20 protein-coding genes are annotated in these 19,864 nt (G+C 68.3%); 3 read left to right on the forward strand and 17 right to left on the reverse strand.

The window, feature by feature from the left end; translation table 11 throughout:
* Nucleotides 1–64: 64 nt before the first annotated feature.
* From DL990_RS35730 to DL990_RS35765, 8 genes are all read right to left on the reverse strand, one after another.
* A complete protein-coding gene (locus tag DL990_RS35730) occupies nt 65–1,054 on the reverse strand; it encodes a hypothetical protein (RefSeq protein ID WP_125801336.1) in 990 nt (329 codons plus the stop codon).
* A 45-nt stretch (nt 1,055–1,099) separates the two neighbouring features.
* Complete coding sequence (locus tag DL990_RS35735) at nt 1,100–1,939, reverse strand: SDR family NAD(P)-dependent oxidoreductase (protein ID WP_125801337.1); 840 nt, start codon at nt 1,937–1,939, stop codon at nt 1,100–1,102.
* A 217-nt stretch (nt 1,940–2,156) separates the two neighbouring features.
* Nucleotides 2,157–2,915 carry an arylamine N-acetyltransferase gene (locus tag DL990_RS35740; protein WP_125801338.1) on the reverse strand — a complete coding sequence of 253 codons (759 nt, stop codon included), beginning with the start codon at nt 2,913–2,915 and terminating at the stop codon, nt 2,157–2,159.
* Nucleotides 2,916–3,005: 90 nt separating this feature from the next.
* Nucleotides 3,006–3,629 carry a superoxide dismutase gene (locus DL990_RS35745; RefSeq protein WP_037317970.1) on the reverse strand — a complete coding sequence of 208 codons (624 nt, stop codon included), beginning with the start codon at nt 3,627–3,629 and terminating at the stop codon, nt 3,006–3,008.
* 198 nt (nt 3,630–3,827) lie between these two features.
* A complete protein-coding gene (locus DL990_RS35750; RefSeq protein WP_125801339.1) occupies nt 3,828–5,696 on the reverse strand; it encodes a serine hydrolase in 1,869 nt (622 codons plus the stop codon).
* A gap of 185 nt (nt 5,697–5,881) precedes the next feature.
* Entirely contained in the window at nt 5,882–6,550 is a 669-nt protein-coding gene (locus tag DL990_RS35755; protein WP_125782029.1) for a heme oxygenase (biliverdin-producing), read from the reverse strand.
* A 73-nt stretch (nt 6,551–6,623) separates the two neighbouring features.
* Entirely contained in the window at nt 6,624–7,217 is a 594-nt protein-coding gene (locus tag DL990_RS35760) for a TetR/AcrR family transcriptional regulator (protein WP_125801340.1), read from the reverse strand.
* Nucleotides 7,218–7,241: 24 nt separating this feature from the next.
* Nucleotides 7,242–8,741, reverse strand: coding sequence for a glutamate-cysteine ligase family protein (locus DL990_RS35765; protein WP_125782025.1), 1,500 nt, complete (start codon nt 8,739–8,741; stop codon nt 7,242–7,244).
* 216 nt (nt 8,742–8,957) lie between these two features.
* Here DL990_RS35765 and DL990_RS35770 point away from each other — a divergent pair, with 216 nt between their 5' ends.
* Together DL990_RS35770 and DL990_RS35775 are read left to right on the forward strand one after the other, a co-directional pair.
* The gene (locus DL990_RS35770; RefSeq protein WP_125801341.1) at nt 8,958–9,773 is read left to right on the forward strand and encodes an RNA methyltransferase; all 816 of its coding nucleotides are present in this window, start codon (nt 8,958–8,960) and stop codon (nt 9,771–9,773) included.
* A gap of 25 nt (nt 9,774–9,798) precedes the next feature.
* Nucleotides 9,799–10,401, forward strand: coding sequence for a DUF2537 domain-containing protein (locus tag DL990_RS35775; protein WP_125782021.1), 603 nt, complete (start codon nt 9,799–9,801; stop codon nt 10,399–10,401).
* Here the strand turns inward: DL990_RS35775 and DL990_RS35780 are convergent.
* From DL990_RS35780 to DL990_RS35800, 5 genes are read right to left on the reverse strand one after another with little or no spacing between them, the layout of a single operon-like run.
* Nucleotides 10,398–10,751, reverse strand: a complete 354-nt coding sequence (locus DL990_RS35780) for a YbaB/EbfC family DNA-binding protein (RefSeq protein ID WP_125801342.1) — start codon at nt 10,749–10,751, stop codon at nt 10,398–10,400. The genes DL990_RS35775 and DL990_RS35780 overlap by 4 nt on opposite strands.
* A gap of 2 nt (nt 10,752–10,753) precedes the next feature.
* Nucleotides 10,754–11,374: a hypothetical protein gene (locus DL990_RS35785; RefSeq protein WP_125801343.1), complete on the reverse strand. Its 621-nt coding sequence runs from the start codon at nt 11,372–11,374 to the stop codon at nt 10,754–10,756.
* Nucleotides 11,374–12,597: a putative T7SS-secreted protein gene (locus DL990_RS35790; protein WP_125801344.1), complete on the reverse strand. Its 1,224-nt coding sequence runs from the start codon at nt 12,595–12,597 to the stop codon at nt 11,374–11,376. Before DL990_RS35790 ends, DL990_RS35785 begins: the two co-directional genes overlap by 1 nt.
* On the reverse strand, nt 12,594–13,046 hold the full coding sequence (locus DL990_RS35795) for a hypothetical protein (RefSeq protein WP_125801345.1): 453 nt from the start codon (nt 13,044–13,046) through the stop codon (nt 12,594–12,596). Before DL990_RS35795 ends, DL990_RS35790 begins: the two co-directional genes overlap by 4 nt.
* Nucleotides 13,047–13,089: 43 nt before the next feature.
* Nucleotides 13,090–13,995, reverse strand: a complete 906-nt coding sequence (locus tag DL990_RS35800) for a hypothetical protein (protein WP_125801346.1) — start codon at nt 13,993–13,995, stop codon at nt 13,090–13,092.
* A 387-nt stretch (nt 13,996–14,382) separates the two neighbouring features.
* Here DL990_RS35800 and DL990_RS35810 point away from each other — a divergent pair, with 387 nt between their 5' ends.
* Nucleotides 14,383–14,748, forward strand: a complete 366-nt coding sequence (locus DL990_RS35810; RefSeq protein WP_125801347.1) for an MmcQ/YjbR family DNA-binding protein — start codon at nt 14,383–14,385, stop codon at nt 14,746–14,748.
* A 36-nt stretch (nt 14,749–14,784) separates the two neighbouring features.
* Here the strand turns inward: DL990_RS35810 and sepH are convergent, their stop codons facing one another.
* The 4 genes from sepH to DL990_RS35830 form a co-directional block, all read right to left on the reverse strand.
* A complete protein-coding gene (gene sepH / locus DL990_RS35815) occupies nt 14,785–15,630 on the reverse strand; it encodes a septation protein SepH (protein ID WP_125801348.1) in 846 nt (281 codons plus the stop codon).
* 190 nt (nt 15,631–15,820) lie between these two features.
* A complete protein-coding gene (locus tag DL990_RS35820; protein ID WP_125782013.1) occupies nt 15,821–16,978 on the reverse strand; it encodes an ATP-binding protein in 1,158 nt (385 codons plus the stop codon).
* Nucleotides 16,975–17,634 carry a response regulator transcription factor gene (locus DL990_RS35825; RefSeq protein WP_125782011.1) on the reverse strand — a complete coding sequence of 220 codons (660 nt, stop codon included), beginning with the start codon at nt 17,632–17,634 and terminating at the stop codon, nt 16,975–16,977. Before DL990_RS35825 ends, DL990_RS35820 begins: the two co-directional genes overlap by 4 nt.
* A 311-nt stretch (nt 17,635–17,945) precedes the next feature.
* The gene (locus tag DL990_RS35830) at nt 17,946–19,760 is read right to left on the reverse strand and encodes an alpha-L-fucosidase (RefSeq protein ID WP_125801349.1); all 1,815 of its coding nucleotides are present in this window, start codon (nt 19,758–19,760) and stop codon (nt 17,946–17,948) included.
* Nucleotides 19,761–19,864 lie beyond the last annotated feature (104 nt).

Below are 19,864 nucleotides of genomic sequence, written 5' to 3' on the forward strand. Positions count from 1 at the left end.
GCATTGGGGTCACTCACCGTCCCCAATGCCACATTGGGCGCAGCCTCGGGAGAGGGAGGGAGAGTCAGCCGCCCAGTAGTGGCGGCAGGATCTTTCCCGCCAGTTCCCGCAGTTCCGCCTCCGAGCGATCCCGCCAGGAGAACCGCAACCCCTGCCCGGAACCGTTGTCCGTCAACAGGACGCTCAACTGCCCACCGCTCTCCGAAGCCGGGCGGCCTGCCACCGGCTCACCTCGAAGCTCCGTCCGGAGGGCGGCGTGCTCGACCCGGATGGGCGAGTCATCCGCCGCGATCGCCGTGCATTTCCCGTCGGCGTACGGCTCCGTGGCCGCGGCGGGAAGGCCGAGCGCGCGCTGGATCTGCGTGCACAGTTTCCACGAGATCTCGGGCAGCGGAGCGTCGAGGATGCCCGCGCCCGGCTCGACGGTTTTCCGTTCGATGACGTCACGTTCGTCCGCGGCGGGCAGCTTCGGGCCGGGGCCGAAAGCGCCGCCGAGTACCGCCTCGGTCAGCCCGAGCAGCAGGCCTTCGCTCTGGTCGTGCTGCGGGGGGACACGCGTCCAGCTGGTCTCGATCCGCAGCACGCGCACATCGGTGTCGGAGAGCTTGGTCTCCACAAACGACGGTGAGCCGCCAAGGACGACCGTCGCCGGGCGTCCGGCGACGGTCACCTTCTTGCCTGTGCCCAGCCCGGGCGAGTCGGCCATGGCGGTCCGGTTCAAGGAGATCCGCACCCAGCTGTCCAGGCCGACGGCGTGGCACGACTCGCCGTGCTCCACCTCGCGCGCGACGTCGCCGCTCATCAGCACTTTCCAGCGGTCCGCCGGGATCGCCTGGCACAGCACCTGGGCCGCGGTCTCCTGCGGCAACGCCGGCAGGAACTCCCCGGACGGCATCGGCACCGGGCGCAGCGGACGGCCGTTCGCCGTCGGCCACTCCTTGGGGAGTTCCTTCGGCCCGAGCCCTTCTTCGTAGGTGTCGACCTTCGTCATGCACCCCGCGCAGAGTCCGGCGATCACGATCGCCAGGAAACCCTTGACACCCCATGTGGTCACGCGCGCACGCTAGCGGATCGACGCAGGTCGGGGACTCGAAAACGGTCACTTCCACCTGGCCGAGGGAGGCGGCTCCAGCGCCTCCCGCAGATCGCCGCCCACCGCGTCCGCGATGTCTTCGGCGGTCCAGTCGTCGCGTTCGAGGACAGGGTCCTTGATCGCGGTCTGCCGAAGGACGCACAGGATGTCGCCGCGGAACCGGAGGATTTGCCCGGTGACCCCCGCCGAAAGGTCGCTGAGCAGGTACGTCACCAGCGGCGCCACCCGTTCCGGGGAGTGCTCAGGGGTTTGGACGACGGTCGGGTCGTTCCGGGCCATCCGCGTCCAGGCCACCGGCGCGATGGCGTTGACCCGGATGCCGTGTTCGGCCAGGTCGGCCGCCCACGAGGCGGTCATGGAGGCGACGGCGCCTTTCGAGGCCGAGTACGCGGCCGCGCGGCGCTGGCCGATCATGGAGCCGGAGCCCACGTTCACGATCACGCCGCCGCCCTGGTCACGCAGCACTTTCGCGGCGGCGGTCCCGCAGAAGAGCGGGCCGAGCACGTTGACTTCGACCACTTCGCGCATCCGCGCCGGGTCGTCCGCCCACGGGTCGGCCCGGTAGTTGACGCCGGCGTTGTTGACCAGGCCGTCGAGCCTGCCGAATTCGGCGACGCACTGGTCGATCAGCCCGGCGGCCTGCTCGGCATCGGCGACCGAGCCGTCGTTGGCCGCGGCGCGCCCGCCCAGCGCGCGGATCTCCCTCGCGACCTCGTCCGCGAGACCCGCTTCGACGTCGTTCACCACGACCGCCGCGCCCTGGGACGCCGCGTGATGCGCGAACGCCCTGCCCAGGCCCTGTCCGGCGCCGGTGATGACCACGGCCTTGCCGCTCAGAAGACTCATGAGGACAGTCTGCCGTCACTCGGAAGGGTGAGATCGGCGTCTCTCGGCCGTACCCCTTGCCGGGATAGATGAGGTTAGGCTAACCTCATACATGTCCGCTTCGTGGTGGGAGCGGCAGTCAGTTCGGGAACGGACGAAGCCCCGCAACCGGGTCACCCCCGGAGGCGGGGCTTCGTTCATTCCGGAGGGTTCATGGTCGATGACCCCGCCGGTCCGGTCAAGGCCGTCCTGGCACCCGGGCGAGTTCGATCCCGAATTCCTTCCGGTAGGTCTTGAGGATCTCCTGGTCACTCGAAAGCCTGGTCTCCTCGCGGACGCCGTGGGTCGTGACGATCAGCTTGTCGCCCGCCAGCGTGACCCGGCCGTGCTTGCCCGGCAGCGAACAGGTCGGCCCCCGCGTGAAATGCGAGTCCGGTGACGTCGCCTGCCAGAACGAAGTCGGGGCGAACTCGTCCAGCGCCCGCGGCCGCCGCTCGATCCGATACTGGGGCTTGCCGTCCTGGAGGACGTCGATGTCGCCGTGGGGCGCGTCGAGGACCAGGAACTCGCCCTCCGGGTCGGCCTGCGCCTCGGTGGCGGACAGCCGCAACGGGAACCGGCTGAACCGGCCGAAACCGACGTCGGCCAGCCACGGCTCGTCCAGTTCGACGCTGACGACGGCGTGGTCGAACGGCGGCCCGAGGGTGCCGTCCGGCCGGAAGACCTTCGCCGACTTCAGGACGGCATCGAAGCCCAGTTCCCGCAGCAAGGCGGCGAAGAGTCCGTTCAGCTCGTAACAGAAGCCGCCGCGGCGCCGCCGGACGATCTTGTCGAACAGCGCCTCGGTGTCCAGGACGATCGGCTCGCCGAGGTGGATGCTCAGATTCTCGAACGGCACCGTCGCGAGATGGCGCTCCTGCAGCGTCCGCAGCGCGGCGACGTCCGCGGTGGCGGGTCTGTCGACTCCGAGTCGATCGAGGTATGCGGCGACGTCCATGCGTCGACCTTGACACCTCGACCGCACTGGAGGTCAAGACGAAAAACGGGGCCCTCCCGGAAAGGGAGAGCCCCGTGTCGTGGCGAGAAGTCAGCCGAGCAGCAGGCCGTTGCCGCCGGCGACGGCGTTGTCGAACCGCTTGGAGATCTCGGCCCAGTTGAAGATGTTCCACAGGGCCTCGACGTACTTCGGCTTCACGTTCTTGTAGTCCAGGTAGAACGCGTGCTCCCAGACGTCGACCAGCAGGATCGGCGTGGTCGGCAGGACCAGGTTGTTGTGGTGGTCGCGCAGCTGCTGGGTGATCAGCGTCTTGCCGATCGGGTCCCAGGAGAGCGCGGCCCAGCCGTTGCCCTGGATCGTGGTGGCGACCGCGGTGAACTGCGCCTTGAACTTGTCGAAGGAGCCGAACGCCTCGTCGATCGCGGAGGCCAGCTCGCCGGTCGGCTTGTCGCCGCCTTCCGGGGAGAGGATCTTCCACCACACGACGTGGTTGGCGTGCCCGGCGAGGTGGAACGCCAGCGTGGTCTGCAGGCCGACGATGTCACCGAAGTTGCCGGCCTCGCGGGCCTCGGCGATCTTGTCGAGCGTGTCGTTCGCGCCCTTGACGTAGGTCGCGTGGTGCTTGCTGTGGTGCAGCTCGTTGATCTCGCCGGAGATGTGCGGCGCCAGGGCGCTGTAGTCATAGTCGAGATCGGGGAGCACGTAGCGGGCCATCGGCCCTCCTTCTGTCTTCGACACAAGTTTCCAAGGACGAACTTAGTCGTCTTCACCCGTTCGCGGCGACCGGGGGCGCCGCGTTTCTCCCCAGGTGGAACGACCCGTTCGTAGCGGCAGTACCCGTTGTGAGCACCGCCTGAAACCCACCTTGCTAGCTCCAGTTAGCTGGAGGTCAAGGCGATGTGACGGCGGTCATCAAGCCAGGTAGGGCAGCCCGACCAGATGATAGGAGGCGACCACCCCGAGGAAGGCCGTCAAGGCCACGGAAACCACCGTGTAGGTGATCCTGGCGGGGGTGTTCCACCAGCCGCGGAGCCACGCGAGTGCCGTGCAGACGACGGCGGCGCCGGTCAGGAGCAGGACGACGTCGGGCAGGAGCAGGGTGACGCTCAGCAAGGGGGAGTGCCCGGAGGTCAGCGCGACGGCGGCGGCGCTCAGATCACTCATGAGCAGCGCGAAGCCGCCTGCGAACAGCAGGACGGCCAGCGCCGCGGACCAGGCGGCGACGGTCGCGAACCGGGCGCCCGACGGGTTCCGTTCCCGGCCACGCCGGACGAACGCGCGGATCGGCCAGAACACCAGCGCGCCCAGCAGGAGCAGCAGCGCGACCCCGAGGATCAGCAGGTGGGTGGAGGACGATTCGAGCCACGACATGCGTTCGTAGGAGGAGTTCGGGTCGTCACCGGCGAAGAGCAGGACCTGACCGCCGGACTCGCGGAACGCGATCCGCTCGCCTGCCACGTCGGTGAACAGCCTGGGCTCGGTCTGGGTCCATCGCCGGGTCCCCTCGCCGAGGCCGGACGTCGTCAGCGCGCCGTCCCCGTCCGCGGTCACCGTGACGCCGCCCGCGAGCGCGCGGACCTTCGTGAAGCTGTCGTAGTCCAGCCGGGTGTTGTTGTAGCTGCCTTCGAACCGTGAGACGTCACCCGCGAGTGGCACGGGCGCGGGAACGGGAGCGGCGGGCTGTAGCCGGTCGACGAAGGCCTTCAGTACCTCGGCGGTGACCGCGGCGGCGTCGCCGGAGAACGCGCCGCCGTTGAACGCCAGGTACACGCCGGTGTTCTTCTCCGGGATCAGTTCCAGCACGCTGAGGAACCCCGGCGAATCGCCGGTCTTCTCCACCAGGCGCAAGCCGTTCAGATACCGCTCGGAGAAGCCGAACCCCATCGCGGGCAGCCGCGGGTCGTTGCGGAACCGCGCGCCGTGCAACCGGTCGAGCAACGAGCGGCTGAACGTGCCGGGGACGAGGTTCGCGGACAGGTAGCGGCCCATGTCGGCCGGAGTGGCGACGTTCCCGTCGCCGGCGGGCGGTTCGGGGCCGAAGTTCGACGGCGGGACGACCTGAGCCGAGCCGTTCCAGCGGTAGCCGGTCGCCAGGGGGACGTCGGGAGTGGGCTGGGCGACGCTGCTGTCCTTCATGCCCGACGGCTCGAAGATGTGCTCCCGCACGTAGTCCGCATAGGACTGTCCCGACGCCAGTTCCACGAGATACCCGGCCAATGCGAAGCCGTAGTTCGAATAAAGGGCGACCTCGCCGGGTGGGCGGACGCGCGTGGGCATCTCGTTCGCGAGGTGTTCCGCGAGCGCCGGCAGTTTCTCGTCCCGTGGCGTGAACATCCGGTACACGCGGTCTTCGAAACCCGCGGTGTGGGTCAGCAGGGAGAACAGGGTGACCGGACGGCCGGGGAAGGTTTCGGGGATCTTGAACGACTTCAGGTACGTGTTGACGTCGGCGTCCAGCGCCAGCTTGCCCTGTTCGACGAGTTGTATCGCGGCGGTGGCGGCGATCGACTTGCCGACGGAGTTGATCAGGAACCCGGTGCGTTCCGGGTCCACCTTGGCCTGAGTGTCCACTGAGGACACACCGTAGCCTGCCGAGAACACCGTCTCGCCGCCTTCGACGACCACCACGGCGGCGCCGGGAATGTGATGCTCGGCAAGGCTTCGCGGGATGATCTCGTCGAAGACGGCCGCCGCGGAGGCCGGCGTGGCCGCTTGGGCGGCGGGGGCCGTCAAGACCGTTGTGATGGTCAGCAGTGCGGCGGTGGCCGCGATTCGGAACATGTGCTGAAAACTAGGGATTTCCCCAGGGGAAAGGGATCCGGTGGGCCGCCGGTCGCGGGGTGGGGTCCGCCCTACCCCGCGCCCCCGCCCGCCAGCGGGGAAAGGAGACCGGGATGAAGCCGTCCGAACGCCATGAACGGACCGTTCATGGCGTTCGGGGCCGAGGCCGGTCGTCGCTCACGAGGTCAAGCGGCCCGGTACGCGTCCAACTCGCTCGCCAGCTCGTCGAACACCGCGATGTTGCACTCGAAGGCCACGATCGCCTCCTCGATGAGCCGCGCGCGCTCGTCCTCGCTCCACGGCGCGGAGTTCAGCTGTTCGCGGTAGTTGTCGCGGAACTTGGGCGCGCTGCCGACCTGGTCGAAGTGGTAGAACAGCGAACCCGCGTCGGTGAGCTCGTACTTGCGCTCCAGCAGCCGCCGGATGACCTGGCCGCCGGCGATGTCGCCGAGGTAGCGCGTGTAGTGGTGCGCGACGAACCCGCCGGACCAGTCCGACGCCTCGGCGACACGCCGCGCGTACCGCTCGGTGGAGGGCAGCGGGCGGACGGTCTCGCGCCAGTCCGGGCCGACGAGGTGTCCGAGGTCGCGTTCGAGGTTCGGCAGCCGCCGCAGTTCCTCGAAGACGAACTTGCCGGCCACCGGGTCCGTCGCCAGCTTGTCGGCGGCCTGCTCGATGGCCTGGTAGATGAAGTAGTACTGGATCGCCAGCCGGGTGTATCCCTCGAGCGAGAGTTCGCCGCCGAGCAGCGCGTTCATGTACTCGGAGTGGTTGGCCCGCTCGTGGGCGGGCAAGGTGGAGGCGCGCAGGGTCGCGGAGAACGGCCCGGATTCGACGTCGGTGGTCACCGGCATGGACAGAGCCTCCAAGCATCGATCTGACATGCTGTCAGAAAGAGCGTAAGGCACAATCGCGGGTTAGGCTACCCTAATTTTTCGAGTCTTCCGTCATCCCGACCGCTCTGAGCACGAATCGGACCGCTCCCTCGATCGCGTCGTCCAGCCGTTCGGGTGGCACGTCGACGACCTGGCGGCTGCCGAGCGCGGCGGTGATCATCGGGATCAGCACGTCGGGATCCTCCTCCGGGACGCCCTCGGCGAGGATCTCGCGCAGCTGGCCGGTGATGGGGTCGGCGTGCGCGCTGATCCGCCGGTACGCGGCGGGCGCCAGCGCCGACGCGAGCGCCGTCCCCGGCGGCAGGTGGTACTCGGCCAGCACCCGCAGTTGCAGCCGGACGAACGTCGAAAGCTTCTCGACCGCGGTGTCCGCGGTCGCGACGGCCGCCGTCAGCCGTTCGACGTACCGCGTCGCCTCATCCTCGACGAAGGCGACCAGCAGGCTTTCCTTGTCCGGAAAGTGGTTGTACATCGCCGTGCGGCCGAGGCCCGCATCGGCGGCGACACCCGCGAGCGTGATCGCGTCGAACCCGCGCTCGTACAGCTGCCCGCGCAGGACGTCGAACACCCTGCTGCGGACCTCGCGCCGGTGCTCCTCCAGCGACCGGCCGATGATCTTGGGCACGAGCCACCTCCCTGGGAGATGACTCTAAGCCTCAAGCGACCACGTGTGCACCGGCGTCTCCGTGGCAGACAGCTCCAGGTACCGGCCCAGCATCCGGTTCAGCGCGGTTTCCCGCTCGGCGCCGCGCTCCTCCGCGCGCAGGACGTACTCCCGCTGCCACGCCGCGCCGGTCCGCCTGGTGAGACACCGCTGCTCGATGATGCCCAGATAGCGCTCTCTCGCCTCGTCCGAAACATCCGATCGGCGTAGTCCCTCGTGCGCCAGCGGCAGCAGGACCCGCAGCACCAGCTCGTCCGGCGGGATCCAGCCGATCCCCGGCCAGTACAGCTGCGCGTCGAACCCCCGGCGCGCCCCCGCGTACATGTTCTCCTCGGCCGCCTGGAACGACATCTGTGTCCACACTGGACGGTCGGCTTCGGCGAGTGCCCGTTGCGCGCCATAGAAGAAGGCGGCGTTCGCGACCATGTCGACGACGGTCGGGCCCGCGGGCAGCACGCGGTTCTCCACCCGCAGATGCGGCAGGCCGTCGACGACGTCGTAGACCGGCCGGTTCCAGCGCCAGACGGTGCCGTTGTGCATCCGCAGTTCGGTGAGTTTCGGCGCCTGACCGGAGTCGAGCGCCTCGATCGGATCCTCGCGGTCGGTCTCGGGCAGCAGACCGGGGAAGTACCGGACGTTCTCCTCGAACAGGTCGAAGATCGAGGTGATCCACCGCTCGCCGAACCACACCCTCGGCCGCACGCCCTGGTTCTTCAGCTCCTCCGGCCGGGTGTCCGTGGCCTGCAGGAACAGCGGGATCCGCGTCTCGTGCCAGAGCGCCTTGCCGAGCAGGAACGGCGAATTCGCGCCCACCGCGATCTGGACGCCCGCCAGTGCCTGTGCCGCGTTCCAGTGCGCCGCGAACTCCTCCGGCGCCACCTGAAGATGCAGCTGGACGGAGGTGCAGGCGGCCTCGGGAAGGATCGATTCGGAGTAACTGCGCAGCCGCTCCGGCTGTCTGCCGGGCAGCGGCGCGCCCTCCATCGAGAGCACGGTGCGCTCGCCGCGCGCGGCGAAGATCCGGTCGTTGAGCAGCGAATACCGGGCGTTGTTGGTGAGCCACTTCTGATCGAAATGCTCGTGCCGCAGCGTCGGGAGGATGCCGATCATCGCCAGCGAGGCGCCGGATTCCTCCGCCTTGCGCGAGGCGGCGCCCAGATAAGCGTGGAGGTCGTCCTCCAATTGCAGCGCGGACTCGCCGGCCAGCGGCCGCGGCGGCACGTTGAGCTCCAGGTTGTGCTGGCCGAGTTCGGTGGTGAACGACGGGTCGTTCAGCGCCTCGAGCACCGTCGTGTTCGTCATCGACGGGCGCAGCTCCGCGTCGACGAGGTTGAGTTCCACCTCGAGCCCGATATTCTTGCGCGGGAAGGAAAAACTGCCATCGGTGAGCATCCGGGCCAAGGTGTCGAGGCAGCGCTGTACCTTCCGGCGGTAACGTCCGCGATCCTGCGGCTCACAGGGGTCCGCCGAAAGATTCTTACCCATGTTCGTCGAGCTCCTCATTGGCCACGCTCCGCGGGATCCAGGCGGGACTGCCAGGCGGCCCAACGGTTTCACGCATCGCAGCCGCCCGGCTAGCGGCCAAACTGGTGCTCTCTGTCACTAGGGGTTAACTGACAGCAAAATACGTCCATTCGTACTACCTACCCGTCGACGATCGGACGCAAACGGCGCGCAGCGGGCGGATGACACACTCTCCTCGTGGCAGAACTGATCACCATCGACGACCGTGACGACCCGCGGCTCGACGATTTCCGCGACTTGTCCACAGCCGATCGGCGGCCCGATAGGCCGGGTGGGCGTGGCTTCGTGATCGCCGAAGGCACCGTCGTGGTCGAACGGCTGCTCAACTCCCGCTATCCGGTCCGCGCCCTGCTCGGCGTGGAACGGCGGTTCCGGGAATTGGGCGACGACCTGGCCCGCGCCGACGTCCCCGGCTATGTGACGTCGGCCGAGACGATGGCCGAAGTGGTCGGCTTCCACCTGAATCGCGGGATACTGGCCGTCGCGGACCGGCCGGTCCCGTCGCCGACGGTCGAGGACGTCATCGACGGCGCACGCGTGCTCGCCGTCCTCGAAGGCGTCGGCGACCACGAGAATCTCGGTTCGCTGTTCCGCAACGCGGCCGCGCTCGGGGTCGACGGGATCCTGCTCGGCGCCGGTTGCTCGGACCCGCTGTACCGGCGCAGCGTCCGCGTTTCGATGGGGCACGTCCTGCGCGTGCCGTTCACCACCGTCGGATCCTGGCCCGGTGATCTGGAACTGCTGCGGGAACGCGGTTTCCGTATCGCGGCCCTCACCCCTCGTGCGGATTCCGTTTCGCTGCGCCAGTTACGCGACCAGACCCCGGGGAAGGTGGCGCTGATGCTGGGCGCCGAGGGCCCCGGCCTGACCGACGAGGCCATCGCCGCCGCCGACGTCGCGGTGCGGATCCCGATGCCAGAAGGCGTCGATTCGCTGAATGTCGCCACGGCGGGCGCGATCGCGTTCTACGAGACGCGTCCACCGCTATCGTGAGCACCCGAGGCGACGAGGAGAACCCATGGAATTGCGGATCCGTGAGGGACGTGCGGTGCTGGCCGGGCGTGGCGGCGACAGCGCGCACGAGGTGGACCCGCATTCGCTCGCGATCGGTTCGGATCTCGCGCAGGCGTTGCACGAATGGGCCCGCGTCGCGTCCGCCGTCGGCTCCTCCGGCACCGAGGCCGCTTCCGTGGTCTCCCAGCGAGGCCGCCAGCTCGCCCAGCGGGTCGCCGCCACGATGGGCACCTCGGTGCGGTACGTCGACCCCGTCTCCGGCGACGGCGTGATCGTCGACCCGCCTCCCCCCGCGCCCCGCAGCGAACTCGCGCGGCGGCTTTTCGGCACACCGGACCCCGCCGGGGAACCGACGCCGTGGCTGACCGGGCTGACCGTCTCCGCGTTCGTCGCGGCCGTGGTCGTCGTGGCGATGCTGGCGCTGGCGAACACCCTCGCGCGCGAGACCAACGGCTGGCTCGCGCTGCTGGCGTCCGTCGTCGTCACCGCCGGGATCACGCCCTCGCTGTGGCTCGCGCGGCGGGTGCCGATCGTGCGGTGGGCGTCCTTCGGCGCGGCCGCGGGAATCGTGATCGCGTGGATCGGCGTACTGATCGTCGTCTTCTAAAGATCGAAAACGGTGTCGATCGGCTCGTCGTGTTCGTCCTCCGCGGGGGCAGCACGCTTCGATCGGGGCGCGGGCTCCCCGGTCAGCGCCCGCCGGATGGTCGCCGTGATGACCGCGCCGAGCGCGCTCGCACTCGACCCCATCGCCTTGTCGGTGAGCCGGACCTCGCCGATCACGCCGCCGGGACCGACGGTCACCGTCACCGTCTCGTCGGGGGAGGTCACCTCGGTCACCCCACCTGACGCGGCGAGCCCGGCCAGCGCCTTGGCGTTCTCGGCCTTGCGCGCTTCGATCTCGCGCAACTGCCAGCGCATCTCTTCGATCAGCTGAGGATTGCTGAGTTCCGCCATGATCATGCCTCCGTGGGGGACGGCCGAAGGCTGTACGCGACTCGTGACGCGGCTTCGGCGACCGCGGGCCATCCAGTTTCCGATTCCGCGGTGACCACCAGGACAGCCAGATAATCACTGTCGGGCAGCGGGATCTGGTACTCCACCTTGGCCTGGGCACGGATGTTCTCCGTCGGGCGGCCGGTGAACTCGGGCGGCAGACGGTACTCGCCCGCCTCGACAGCGGCCATCGCCGGCCCGATCGGCAATCGGATCACGCGGGCGTCGGCCAGCGGATGCTTCTTCCGGTGGACGTCCAGCAAGGCCTCGGCCACCGCGTTGCGCCGCAAGGTCAGCATCTCCGTGTCGGCATCCGGCCAGCGCAGCACAGCCAGCGACAGTGTGGCCAGGTATTCGGGGCTGTCGCCGGCGGCGAACTTGCCGAAGACCCGCACTCCGTTCGACTTCAGCTCGGGAGTCAGCGTCAGCAACGCGGCGGCGAAGTCCTCGGTGGATCGCCCGGTGTGCACGGCGGCCTTTTCGCTGACACCCAGTGCGAATCGCGCGTTCATCGTGTCGTTTTCGGTCACCGGCATCCCGGTGAAGCCGGGCGGCAGGTCGAGCTGGAGAGCGGTCGTGTTCATCAGTTCCACGCCTTGTCTTCGGCGCGCTCCTGAGCGTTCTTGCGATCCTCCGCCGCGCCTTGCTCGATGGCGTTGCCCATCGCCACCGCGGCCAGCGGTGCCCCGCCGAAGATGACCGAAGAACCGGCCATGGCCCACTGGGCGCCGTCCTTGGGCCACCAATAGTTCTTGAAGTCGTCGATCGGCCCTTCGAACTTGCGTCCTTGGATTTCCCCCGCGGTGTCCATGCCGGTCTGGACTCCGAGAGCGCCGTAACCGGCGAGCCCGGCGAGGGTGGCCATCTTGGTCGCCGTAGCGGAATTGCCGGGGATGAGCCCTGCCAAGGAGGTTCCCGCGCCGATCAGGTCGAAGGTCAGGGTCTCGGGTGCGACGTCCGCGCCGGCAGCCTTCGCCACGGAATGCCCGCCCAAGGCCGCCACTCCGAAGCCCGCCGCGACGATGCTGGTGATCTCGCCGACGGGAGGTGGTATGACATCGCTGGCGACGCCGAGCAGATTGCCGATATCCCCCATGACATCGGACATCTTGGACAGCAACTCGGCATTGTCCTGCACGACGTCCCATGCCGCGTCCACCACGTCGGCGGTCGTGTTCACGAGGCCGGTCACGACTCCGGTGACCGCGTCGACGACGTCGTCCAGCAGATCGGGCTCGTCGGGAGCTAGGTCTTTCGCCTTTCGGAGCAGGTCCGCGACCCGGGCGGCGGCCGAAGTGTGCTGTTCGAGCAGCTTCTTCGCGGCGTCCTGAATTTTCGTGCAGCCGTCGATGGCCGCCTGGAGCTGTCGTCCGGCGTTGTCGAGAAGAGTCTGCGCGATCTGCAAGGACTCCTGGTCGGTGAACGTCCGGTTCGCCAGCGCGAAGTCGGGATTGGCACGAGCCTGCTCGGCCGCTTGGGCGGCGGCCTTGGCCTGCCGCTCGAGATCGGCTGCTCGGCGCTGCATCTCCCCGAGGTCGTGTGTCCAGCCATCGAGTGCGTACGCGGCCTGCGCCATCGAGCGCGCCGCGCCGTCGAGGTACTCGGGCAGCGGCCCCAGGCGCCGAGTGAAGGCCTCGCTGGCCTCGCCGGTCCAGATTCCCTGCTTCGTGACGATCTGGCGCAGCATGGTGTCGGCCTCGGCGAGGTCACGGCTGACCGCGCGGTATTTCTCGGCCAGGTCGCCGACGCCTCCGACGTCGCCGGGAGCCGGGTCGAAGCCGAGTGCGGGGTAGTGGTTCCCGGTCACCGGCCACCTCCGAGGATGTCGGTGATGCCCCCGGTGTAACCGCCGCCGACCGGGCCGCCGTCGTCGCCGAGCGGGAATCGCGGTGAAGGGTCGGGCGCGCCCCCGGGTTTCGGTGTGCCGCCGCCCTGGGGACCGTCGACGGGGTCGGGGATCAGCCCCGCGAACTTGTTCAGGTCCCCGCCGAACTCTTCTTCCATCTTCTGGTACTTCTGCTGGGCCTTCTTCAGCCTTTCGGTGACGCCTTCCGCGGCCTCACCCAGCCTGCCGATGCCGAATTCCCAGGCTTCTTCGAAGTCCATTCCGGATTTCGCGAGATCCTCGTTGCCCAGTGCTCCCCACGCGCCCCCACCGGAGAGTTTCTTGTTCGCGTCCACCATCCGGTCGGCCCCGGTTTCCAGATCGCCGATGAGCTTTCCCAGCTCGGCGATCTTCACCGTGTACCCGCTCATGTACCCCCCTTTGGTACGGCTTGATCGGCAGCCTAAGACCATTTCACGTCATGCCGTCCGACGTTCGATCCTTCATGCCAGTTCCCCCGGATGTTCCGGCGTCCGCGCGGACGAACACCATTTCCGTCGGTTGACCGTTCGGTTTTCTGTCCCACGCGGTGTAGAAGTAGTCGCGGGAAGCGGCGATCTGCGCGACGAGTTCCGAGGTGAAACCGAACACGTCCGGGTGAACGCGCACCGAGCGTGATCCATCGAATCCGGCGGCCAGCCAGCGTGCCCGGACGCTCCTCGGCACGAGGCTCATCCAGCGGACACTGAACACCATCAACGGCAGCCCGATGATCAGGACGACGAAGATCAGCCAGGTATGGTCGGTGTAGGCCCCGACGGTGCCCGCGGCGATCATCAGCGCCATCGTCGTCACGGCGAGCGCGGTGGAGAAACCCGACGTATACGGCCGGAAACCCTGTCGTTTCCCAGGTTGCGGGTTCGGCGTGCGGCCGAGGTGCATGAGCCGGTCACTGCTGTCGGCGAATTCCGCGATCACTCCCATTCGTCCCTGATCGGCGAATTCGGCGACTTGCCGCCGGCTGAGCTTCGCGTCCCGCAGGCTGATCCACACTTGGTCGGCGCCGTTGATCTTCTTCATCAACCACTGTGCGCTTGAGGGAGCAGGGGTGGACGACGGGTAATCGTAGAACGGCGTGCCGGGGAAGGCCTGCGGGGCGAACTGAAAGCTGAGGAGGCTGGGGTCGGGGGGCGGGATCTCGACGTAGAAGCGGTCGTATGCGGCCTGCCGGATGATCCGCGGATCCAGGTCCCATTCGACGGGGGAGACATGGACGACGGGTTGGCCGTCGAACCGCTGGTAGCGCAAAGTGCCGAGACGGAAAGCCCAGTCGAGACCGAATTCGACGGGCTGGATCCCGTCCGCCGACAAGTAGTGCATCGATCACCCTCCCCGGCGCCGAGGGTAACCGAGTCACACGCGTTTGTAGAACTTGAGACTCGGCCCGCCCATCTGTGTCGGAGACTGCCCGTAAAGCTCATAGCCGTGGTACGCGGCGATTTGCACCACCAGGTCGGCGGGAATTCCCGGGCGAGCCGGCCGAGTCGGATGGTGCGCGGGAAGAAGCTGGTGGTGAAAGCGGCCGGGATGGCACCGGCAAGGGCCGCCATGAACAGGAGGAGGACCCGGTCGTTCGGATCGGTGAAGTCGGCCGCGACACGCCGGGCGGAGAGGTTCGCGTGCTTGAGGCTGATCCAGACGTCGTCCGAGCCGCTCAAGTGGTCGAGCAGCCAGCGTTCGCGGTCCTTGTCCGGGGATACTGAGACCATGGACGGTGACCCGCTCGTTTCACTCAGACGGCTGTGTCTCGCGCTTCCGGAGACCTCCGAGCGGCTCAGTCACGGCGAGCCGACCTGGTTCGTGCGCGGCAAGAAGACGTTCGTCATGTACGCCGACCGGCATCACGCCGACAAGGTCGCCTTCTGGTGCCCGGCGCCGTCCGGGGCGCAGGAGGAACTGGTGGGCGCCGAGCCGGAACGGTTCTTCCGGCCGCCGTACGTCGGGCATCGGGGCTGGCTCGGGGTCCGGCTGGACATCGACGTCGACTGGGCCGAAATCGAGCGGATCGTCACCGACGCGTATTGCCTCGTGGCGCCGAAATCCTTGATCGCGCAGGTCCCTGGACGCACGTAATGGCCCCTCCACCGGAAGGGGCCATTACGTGCGAATTCAACCTCGTTGTGATCGGACGCCCAGAAGGACGTCTTCCCAGGATGGAACGATGGGGTGGTTCTTCTTCCCCTTCGCCCGTGGAGCGGGCTCGGCCACTTCCTCCGGCTCGTCAGCCGGAAGCTGTGGCTCGACATCTTCTTCGGGTTCCGCGATGGGCGCGTCGATCACCTTCGCGACCGGCTCGTCGGGTACCGAGTCAAGGGTGGGCTGGATGACCGCTTCCCTGCCGGGGTCCAGCGCCCGGACCGTGCGCGGGGCGCGGTAGGCGTTGGGGTTGAGCAGGACTTCGGCGTTCTCGTCGAGGGCCTGCACGGTGCCGCCGTGCGCGCCGGGCGAGAACGACCAGTGCGCGCGGTTGTCCGAACGGCCAGCCTTCCAGCTCAGCACGACGACCCACTTGCCGTCGTCGCCTCGCCACGAGTCCCAGGTCGCCTGGCTGTAGTCGTGCCCGCGCTGCCCGAAGGAGTGCGCCACGACCTCGCCGAGCGTCTGCACGTCGGGGCCGTCCTCGCGGACCGGATGCGCCCGCTGGGCCAGGTCGGCGGTGCGGGATCGCTCGAGCAGGACCGGGTACGCGAACCGCTCGACGCGCTGCACGGTGACGCCGGCGCTGCTCGCGACCTGCTCCACGGACTCACCGGCCCGGATTCGTGCCTGGATCTCGCGTGGCCGCATTTGGCTCTCCAACTCGATCTCGATCTGGCCGAGGCGGGTGATGTCACCCCTCGCCGCCGCTCGCAGCCTCTCATCCGCGGGGAGCAGGAAACGCGTGCGGCTCGCCGGGTCTTCACACACGATGGACTTACCGTCCTCGTGCAGCCCGACCACCCGTAGCGCTCTCATTCTCGCCTCCCCGATTCTTCACCTTTGTGGGTGTCCACGTTAAAACGGCGCGTCGCCTTGACGTGTGAGGCGCGCCGATGTCATGTGTCCTGCTCACTATTTTGTTCATGACGGCAAGGGGAATTCTGCGGGAGCGACGGGCGGCCCGCCGTGTGACGCGCCGGACACGCACAGTCACGATCGGGGGAATCTACGGAAGGCGCACCCGGACGACGAGTCCGCCGCCGCGTCCGCCCGGTTCCGCGCCCGCGGTTCCGCCGTGCGCCTTCGCGATGGACCGGACGATCGACAGGCCGAGCCCGGCGTTGCGAGAGTCGCCGGTCCGGTCGCCCGAGAGCCGCCGGAACGGCTCGAACAGCGCGGGTACGGCGTCCAGCGGCACCTGCGGGCCGGTGTTGCGCACCACCAGCGCCGGGTCGCCGCCGATGTCGACGTGGATCCAGCCGCCCTTGCGGTTGTAGGTGATCGCGTTGTGCACGAGGTTCGTGACCAGGCGCTCCAGCAGCACGGGATCGCCGGACACCGTCCGCGGCCGCAGCCTCGACTCCACGGTGACCCCCGCTTCCTCGGCCATGGCCGCCGCCGACCGGATCACCGTCGCCGCGACCTCGTCCAGCCGGACCGGGCCGCGTGCCGCCAGGCCGCGGTCGCTGCGGGCGAGCACGAGCAGACCCTCGATCATCCGTTCGCTGCGTTCGTTGGTGTAGATCAGGTGCTCGCCGAGTTTCCGGACCTCGGGGCTCACGTCGGGATCGGCCATCGCCACCTCGACCAGCGTGCGCTGCACCGCGAGTGGGGTCCGCAGTTCGTGGGAAGCGTTGGCGACGAAGCGTTTCTGGCTGTCGAACGACACGGCGAGCCGGTCGAGCATGCCGTCGAAGGTGTCGGCGAGTTCCTTGAGTTCGTCGTCGGGGCCGTCGAGATCGATGCGCCGGTCGAGGTTTTCGACCTCGAGTTTCCGTGCGGTCGAAGTGATCGCGTGCAGCGGCCGCAGCACCCGGCTCGCCATCAGCCAGCCGAGCAGCACCGCGAGCGCTCCGGCGATCGCTAGCGCCACCAGCGATTGCCACAGCAGCGTCGAAAGGACGTCCGAGCGGTACTCGGTGATCGAGGTCGCGACCAGCTGGGTGGCCTGGGCTCGCTCCACGGGCATGATGGTCGTCGTGTCCATGGGATACGCGCGCTGCACCGCGATGCCCGCCGCGTCACTCGCGAACGCCGCAGTATCCGGCAGCGTCGAGCTCACCAGCAGGTAGTTGACGATGAGCAGGGCGAGTCCGACGATCAGGAACGCGCCGCCGTAGAGCGCCGTCAGCTTGGTGCGGACGGAGAGCCGGAGCGGTTTCACGACCCGAACCGGTAACCGGCGCCGGGCACGGTGTCGATCAGGGGCGGCTCACCGAGTTTGCGCCGCAACGTCATCATCGCCACCCGGACGGCGTTCGTGAACGGGTCGGCGTGTTCGTCCCACGCCTTCTCCAGCAGTTCCTCCGCGCTGACCACGGTCCCCTCGGCGCGCATGAGCACCTCCAGTACCGCGAATTCCTTGGGGGACAACGGAAGGAACCGGCCGTCGCGGGACGCCTGGTGACGCGGCAGGTCGAGGACGACACCGCCGCGTTGCAGCACCGGCGGCAATGCCGGCCGCGCGCGCCGCGACAGCGCCTGCACCCGCGCGACGAGTTCGGCGAACGCGAACGGTTTCGTCAGGTAGTCGTCGGCGCCGAGACCCAGCCCGGCGACCCGGTCGTCGACGTCGGCCGCGGCGGTCAGCATCAGGACCCGCGCCTCGCCGCCGGTCCTGATCACCGCGGCGCAGACCTCGTCGCCGTGCACGACGGGGAGATCCCGGTCGAGCACGACGACGTCGTAGCCGTGCACCCCCACCCGGTCCAGGGCCTGCGCGCCGTCGTAGCAGACGTCGACGGCCATGGAGAACCGTCGCAGGCCCTCGGCGATCGTGTCCGCCAGGAGCCGCTCGTCTTCCACCACCAGCACTCTCACCTGGCCAGTCTGCCCCGGATGGGGGTAAGCGCGGGATAAGCGCCGGGTCGCGTGGGTCGTGAGTGGTAAGTGTCGTTAGAGCCACGGACTCGGGCATCACCACCTTGGCCCCACAGGCACCAGCAGTCACAACAGTGGCGCGTGAAGGCCTCCTTCCCTCGGCTCAGCCGAGGAACTCGACCTTCACACCTCGGGAGGGCGAGGTCACTGGTGTCGAGCCGGTCAAGCCCTCGTGAGCGGTAAAGACGGTTGGAACGCGACTTGCCACTCACGACCACCTGTACCGACCCGCGACCACCGGTACCGAACGCTCAACCGGCCGGGTGCAGCTGCCGCGCCGGGACCACCTGCTGGGGGGTGTTCGGACTGGACCACAGCAGCTTCATCGACGCTTCACCGCCTCGTTCGGTCTGTTCGAGCCGGATCGCGTACGACTTCCCGGCGACCAGGTCCAGAGTCGCTTTGTCGACAGCCGGGCCGTGCGGGGTGATGTTGTCGATCAGGAGTTTCCCGTCGACCCACAGCCGCACGGTGTCGTCCGAGACCGTGGTGAACGTGTACTTCCCGGTGTCTCGCGCGGTGACGCGGCCGCTCCATCGCGACGAGAAGGACTCCGCCGGGATCTTCGCGTCGGGTGAGCCGGTGAACTTCCAGTTGTGGTTCACGCCCGGCTCGATCCGGCGCACCGTCGGTGTCCCGGTGAAGTCCGCGTTCGGCCAGTACTCGGCGGTCAGCCCGGCCCCGCGTCCGGCGGGTGCCTGCGGCAGCGGCTCGACACTCAGTTCGATGACGGTCGCGACGTCGTTCGTCCGGCCGCCCGACGGCGTGAGTTTCACGCTTCCGGGCGACTGCTCGACCCGGACGTGTTGACGGCTGCCGAGCACTCGCGCATCGCGAACCCGGAAAGGCGCCAACGTGTCGAGCGTCAGCGAACCGCCCGGAACGGGCCAGTCGAACACCGACGCGTAAAGCTTGTCGCCACGGCGGCTGACGACGCCCCAGCCCGGTTCGGCGACGAGCCCCGGCGCGCCCGCTCCGTAGACGGCGGCGGAGTGACCGTTCGTCCGCAGCCACTGACCCATCTGCTTCAGTCTGTCGATGGATTCCTGCGGCACGCGGCCGTTGCGATCGGGTCCGACGTTGAGCAGGAAGTTGCCGCTGCGGCCGGCGATCGAGAGCAGTTTCCTGGTCAGATCCGCCGAGGATTTCCAGTTGTGGTCCCAATCGGTGTATCCCCAGCTGCCGTTGAGGGTCATGCACGACTCCCACAGCTGCCCGTCGACGGGTTTGTCCGGGATCTCCTGTTCGGGGGTTCCCGTGTCGCCGTCGACCACCCGGCGTTTGCCGACGCGGTTGTTGACCACAATGGACGGATCGAGGCTTCGGACGTAGGCCTCCAGCTCCTCACCGTCCTTTTCGGTCCACGGGTTGTTGGGCCGGTCGGTGCTCCATTCGCCGTCGAACCACAGCACCGCCGGGTGGTAGTTGTCGACGAGTTCCTTGAGCTGGGCGTACATCCGCTCCTTGTACTTCGGGAACGTCGCCGGATCGGGGAAGTCCGGATCGTGCCAGTCCCAGATCGAGTAGTAGAAACCGAGTTTGACGTCCCGCGCGGCCGTCGCGCGTTTCAGTTCGGCGAGGATGTCGCGCTTCTTGTCGAAGGCCGAGTGGTCGCGGAGGTTGAACTTGTTGACCTTCGTCGGCCACATCGCGTAGCCCTCGTGGTGCTTCGACGTGATCACCACGTACTTCTGCCCGGCGTCCTTCGCCGACTGCGCGATGGCGTTCGCGTCGAACCCTGCCGGGTTGAACTTCGCGGCGATCTGCTCGTATTCGGCGCGCGGGATCTGGCAGTTCCGCTGGATCCACTCGGCGTCCTGGCAAACGCTTCCATCGGGGCGTTGGTACTTCCCTTGAAGCTGGGAGTACGCGCCGAAGTGGATGAACTGGCCGAAGCGGTCGTCGCGCCACCAGCGCGTCCGGTCGGCGGTGAACGGGTCGTCGTAGGCGTGGTCGGTCCCTGGTCCGGACGGCAGCGTCGCGGCTTCCGCCGCGGGCAGGACGCCCAGGGCGGTGGTCGCGACGACAAGGGCCGCCAGGGCCCGGAGTGGGTTGCGGCGATTCATGCACTCCTCCTCGATGAGGTGTGGACGTCGGGACTCTAAGAAGCAAGAGATCCGATGTGAACCCCCAAAAGGCTCGTGAGTAGCCTGGTTCACCCGTAAAGACG

The sequence above is a fragment of the Amycolatopsis sp. WAC 01416 genome, from assembly GCF_003947485.1.
GTDB lineage: Bacteria > Actinomycetota > Actinomycetes > Mycobacteriales > Pseudonocardiaceae > Amycolatopsis.

Coding starts and splice junctions, on each gene's coding strand:
- DL990_RS35735 (WP_125801337.1), bottom strand. CDS start 1,939: ATGAGTCTTCTGAGCGGCAAGGCCGTGGTCATCACCGGCGCCGGACAG.
- DL990_RS35740 (WP_125801338.1), bottom strand. CDS start 2,915: ATGGACGTCGCCGCATACCTCGATCGACTCGGAGTCGACAGACCCGCC.
- DL990_RS35745 (WP_037317970.1), bottom strand. CDS start 3,629: ATGGCCCGCTACGTGCTCCCCGATCTCGACTATGACTACAGCGCCCTG.
- DL990_RS35750 (WP_125801339.1), bottom strand. CDS start 5,696: ATGTTCCGAATCGCGGCCACCGCCGCACTGCTGACCATCACAACGGTC.
- DL990_RS35755 (WP_125782029.1), bottom strand. CDS start 6,550: ATGCCGGTGACCACCGACGTCGAATCCGGGCCGTTCTCCGCGACCCTG.
- DL990_RS35765 (WP_125782025.1), bottom strand. CDS start 8,741: ATGGGTAAGAATCTTTCGGCGGACCCCTGTGAGCCGCAGGATCGCGGA.
- DL990_RS35775 (WP_125782021.1), top strand. CDS start 9,799: ATGGAATTGCGGATCCGTGAGGGACGTGCGGTGCTGGCCGGGCGTGGC.
- DL990_RS35780 (WP_125801342.1), bottom strand. CDS start 10,751: ATGGCGGAACTCAGCAATCCTCAGCTGATCGAAGAGATGCGCTGGCAG.
- DL990_RS35785 (WP_125801343.1), bottom strand. CDS start 11,374: ATGAACACGACCGCTCTCCAGCTCGACCTGCCGCCCGGCTTCACCGGG.
- DL990_RS35795 (WP_125801345.1), bottom strand. CDS start 13,046: ATGAGCGGGTACACGGTGAAGATCGCCGAGCTGGGAAAGCTCATCGGC.
- DL990_RS35800 (WP_125801346.1), bottom strand. CDS start 13,995: ATGCACTACTTGTCGGCGGACGGGATCCAGCCCGTCGAATTCGGTCTC.
- DL990_RS35810 (WP_125801347.1), top strand. CDS start 14,383: ATGGACGGTGACCCGCTCGTTTCACTCAGACGGCTGTGTCTCGCGCTT.
- sepH (WP_125801348.1), bottom strand. CDS start 15,630: ATGAGAGCGCTACGGGTGGTCGGGCTGCACGAGGACGGTAAGTCCATC.
- DL990_RS35830 (WP_125801349.1), bottom strand. CDS start 19,760: ATGAATCGCCGCAACCCACTCCGGGCCCTGGCGGCCCTTGTCGTCGCG.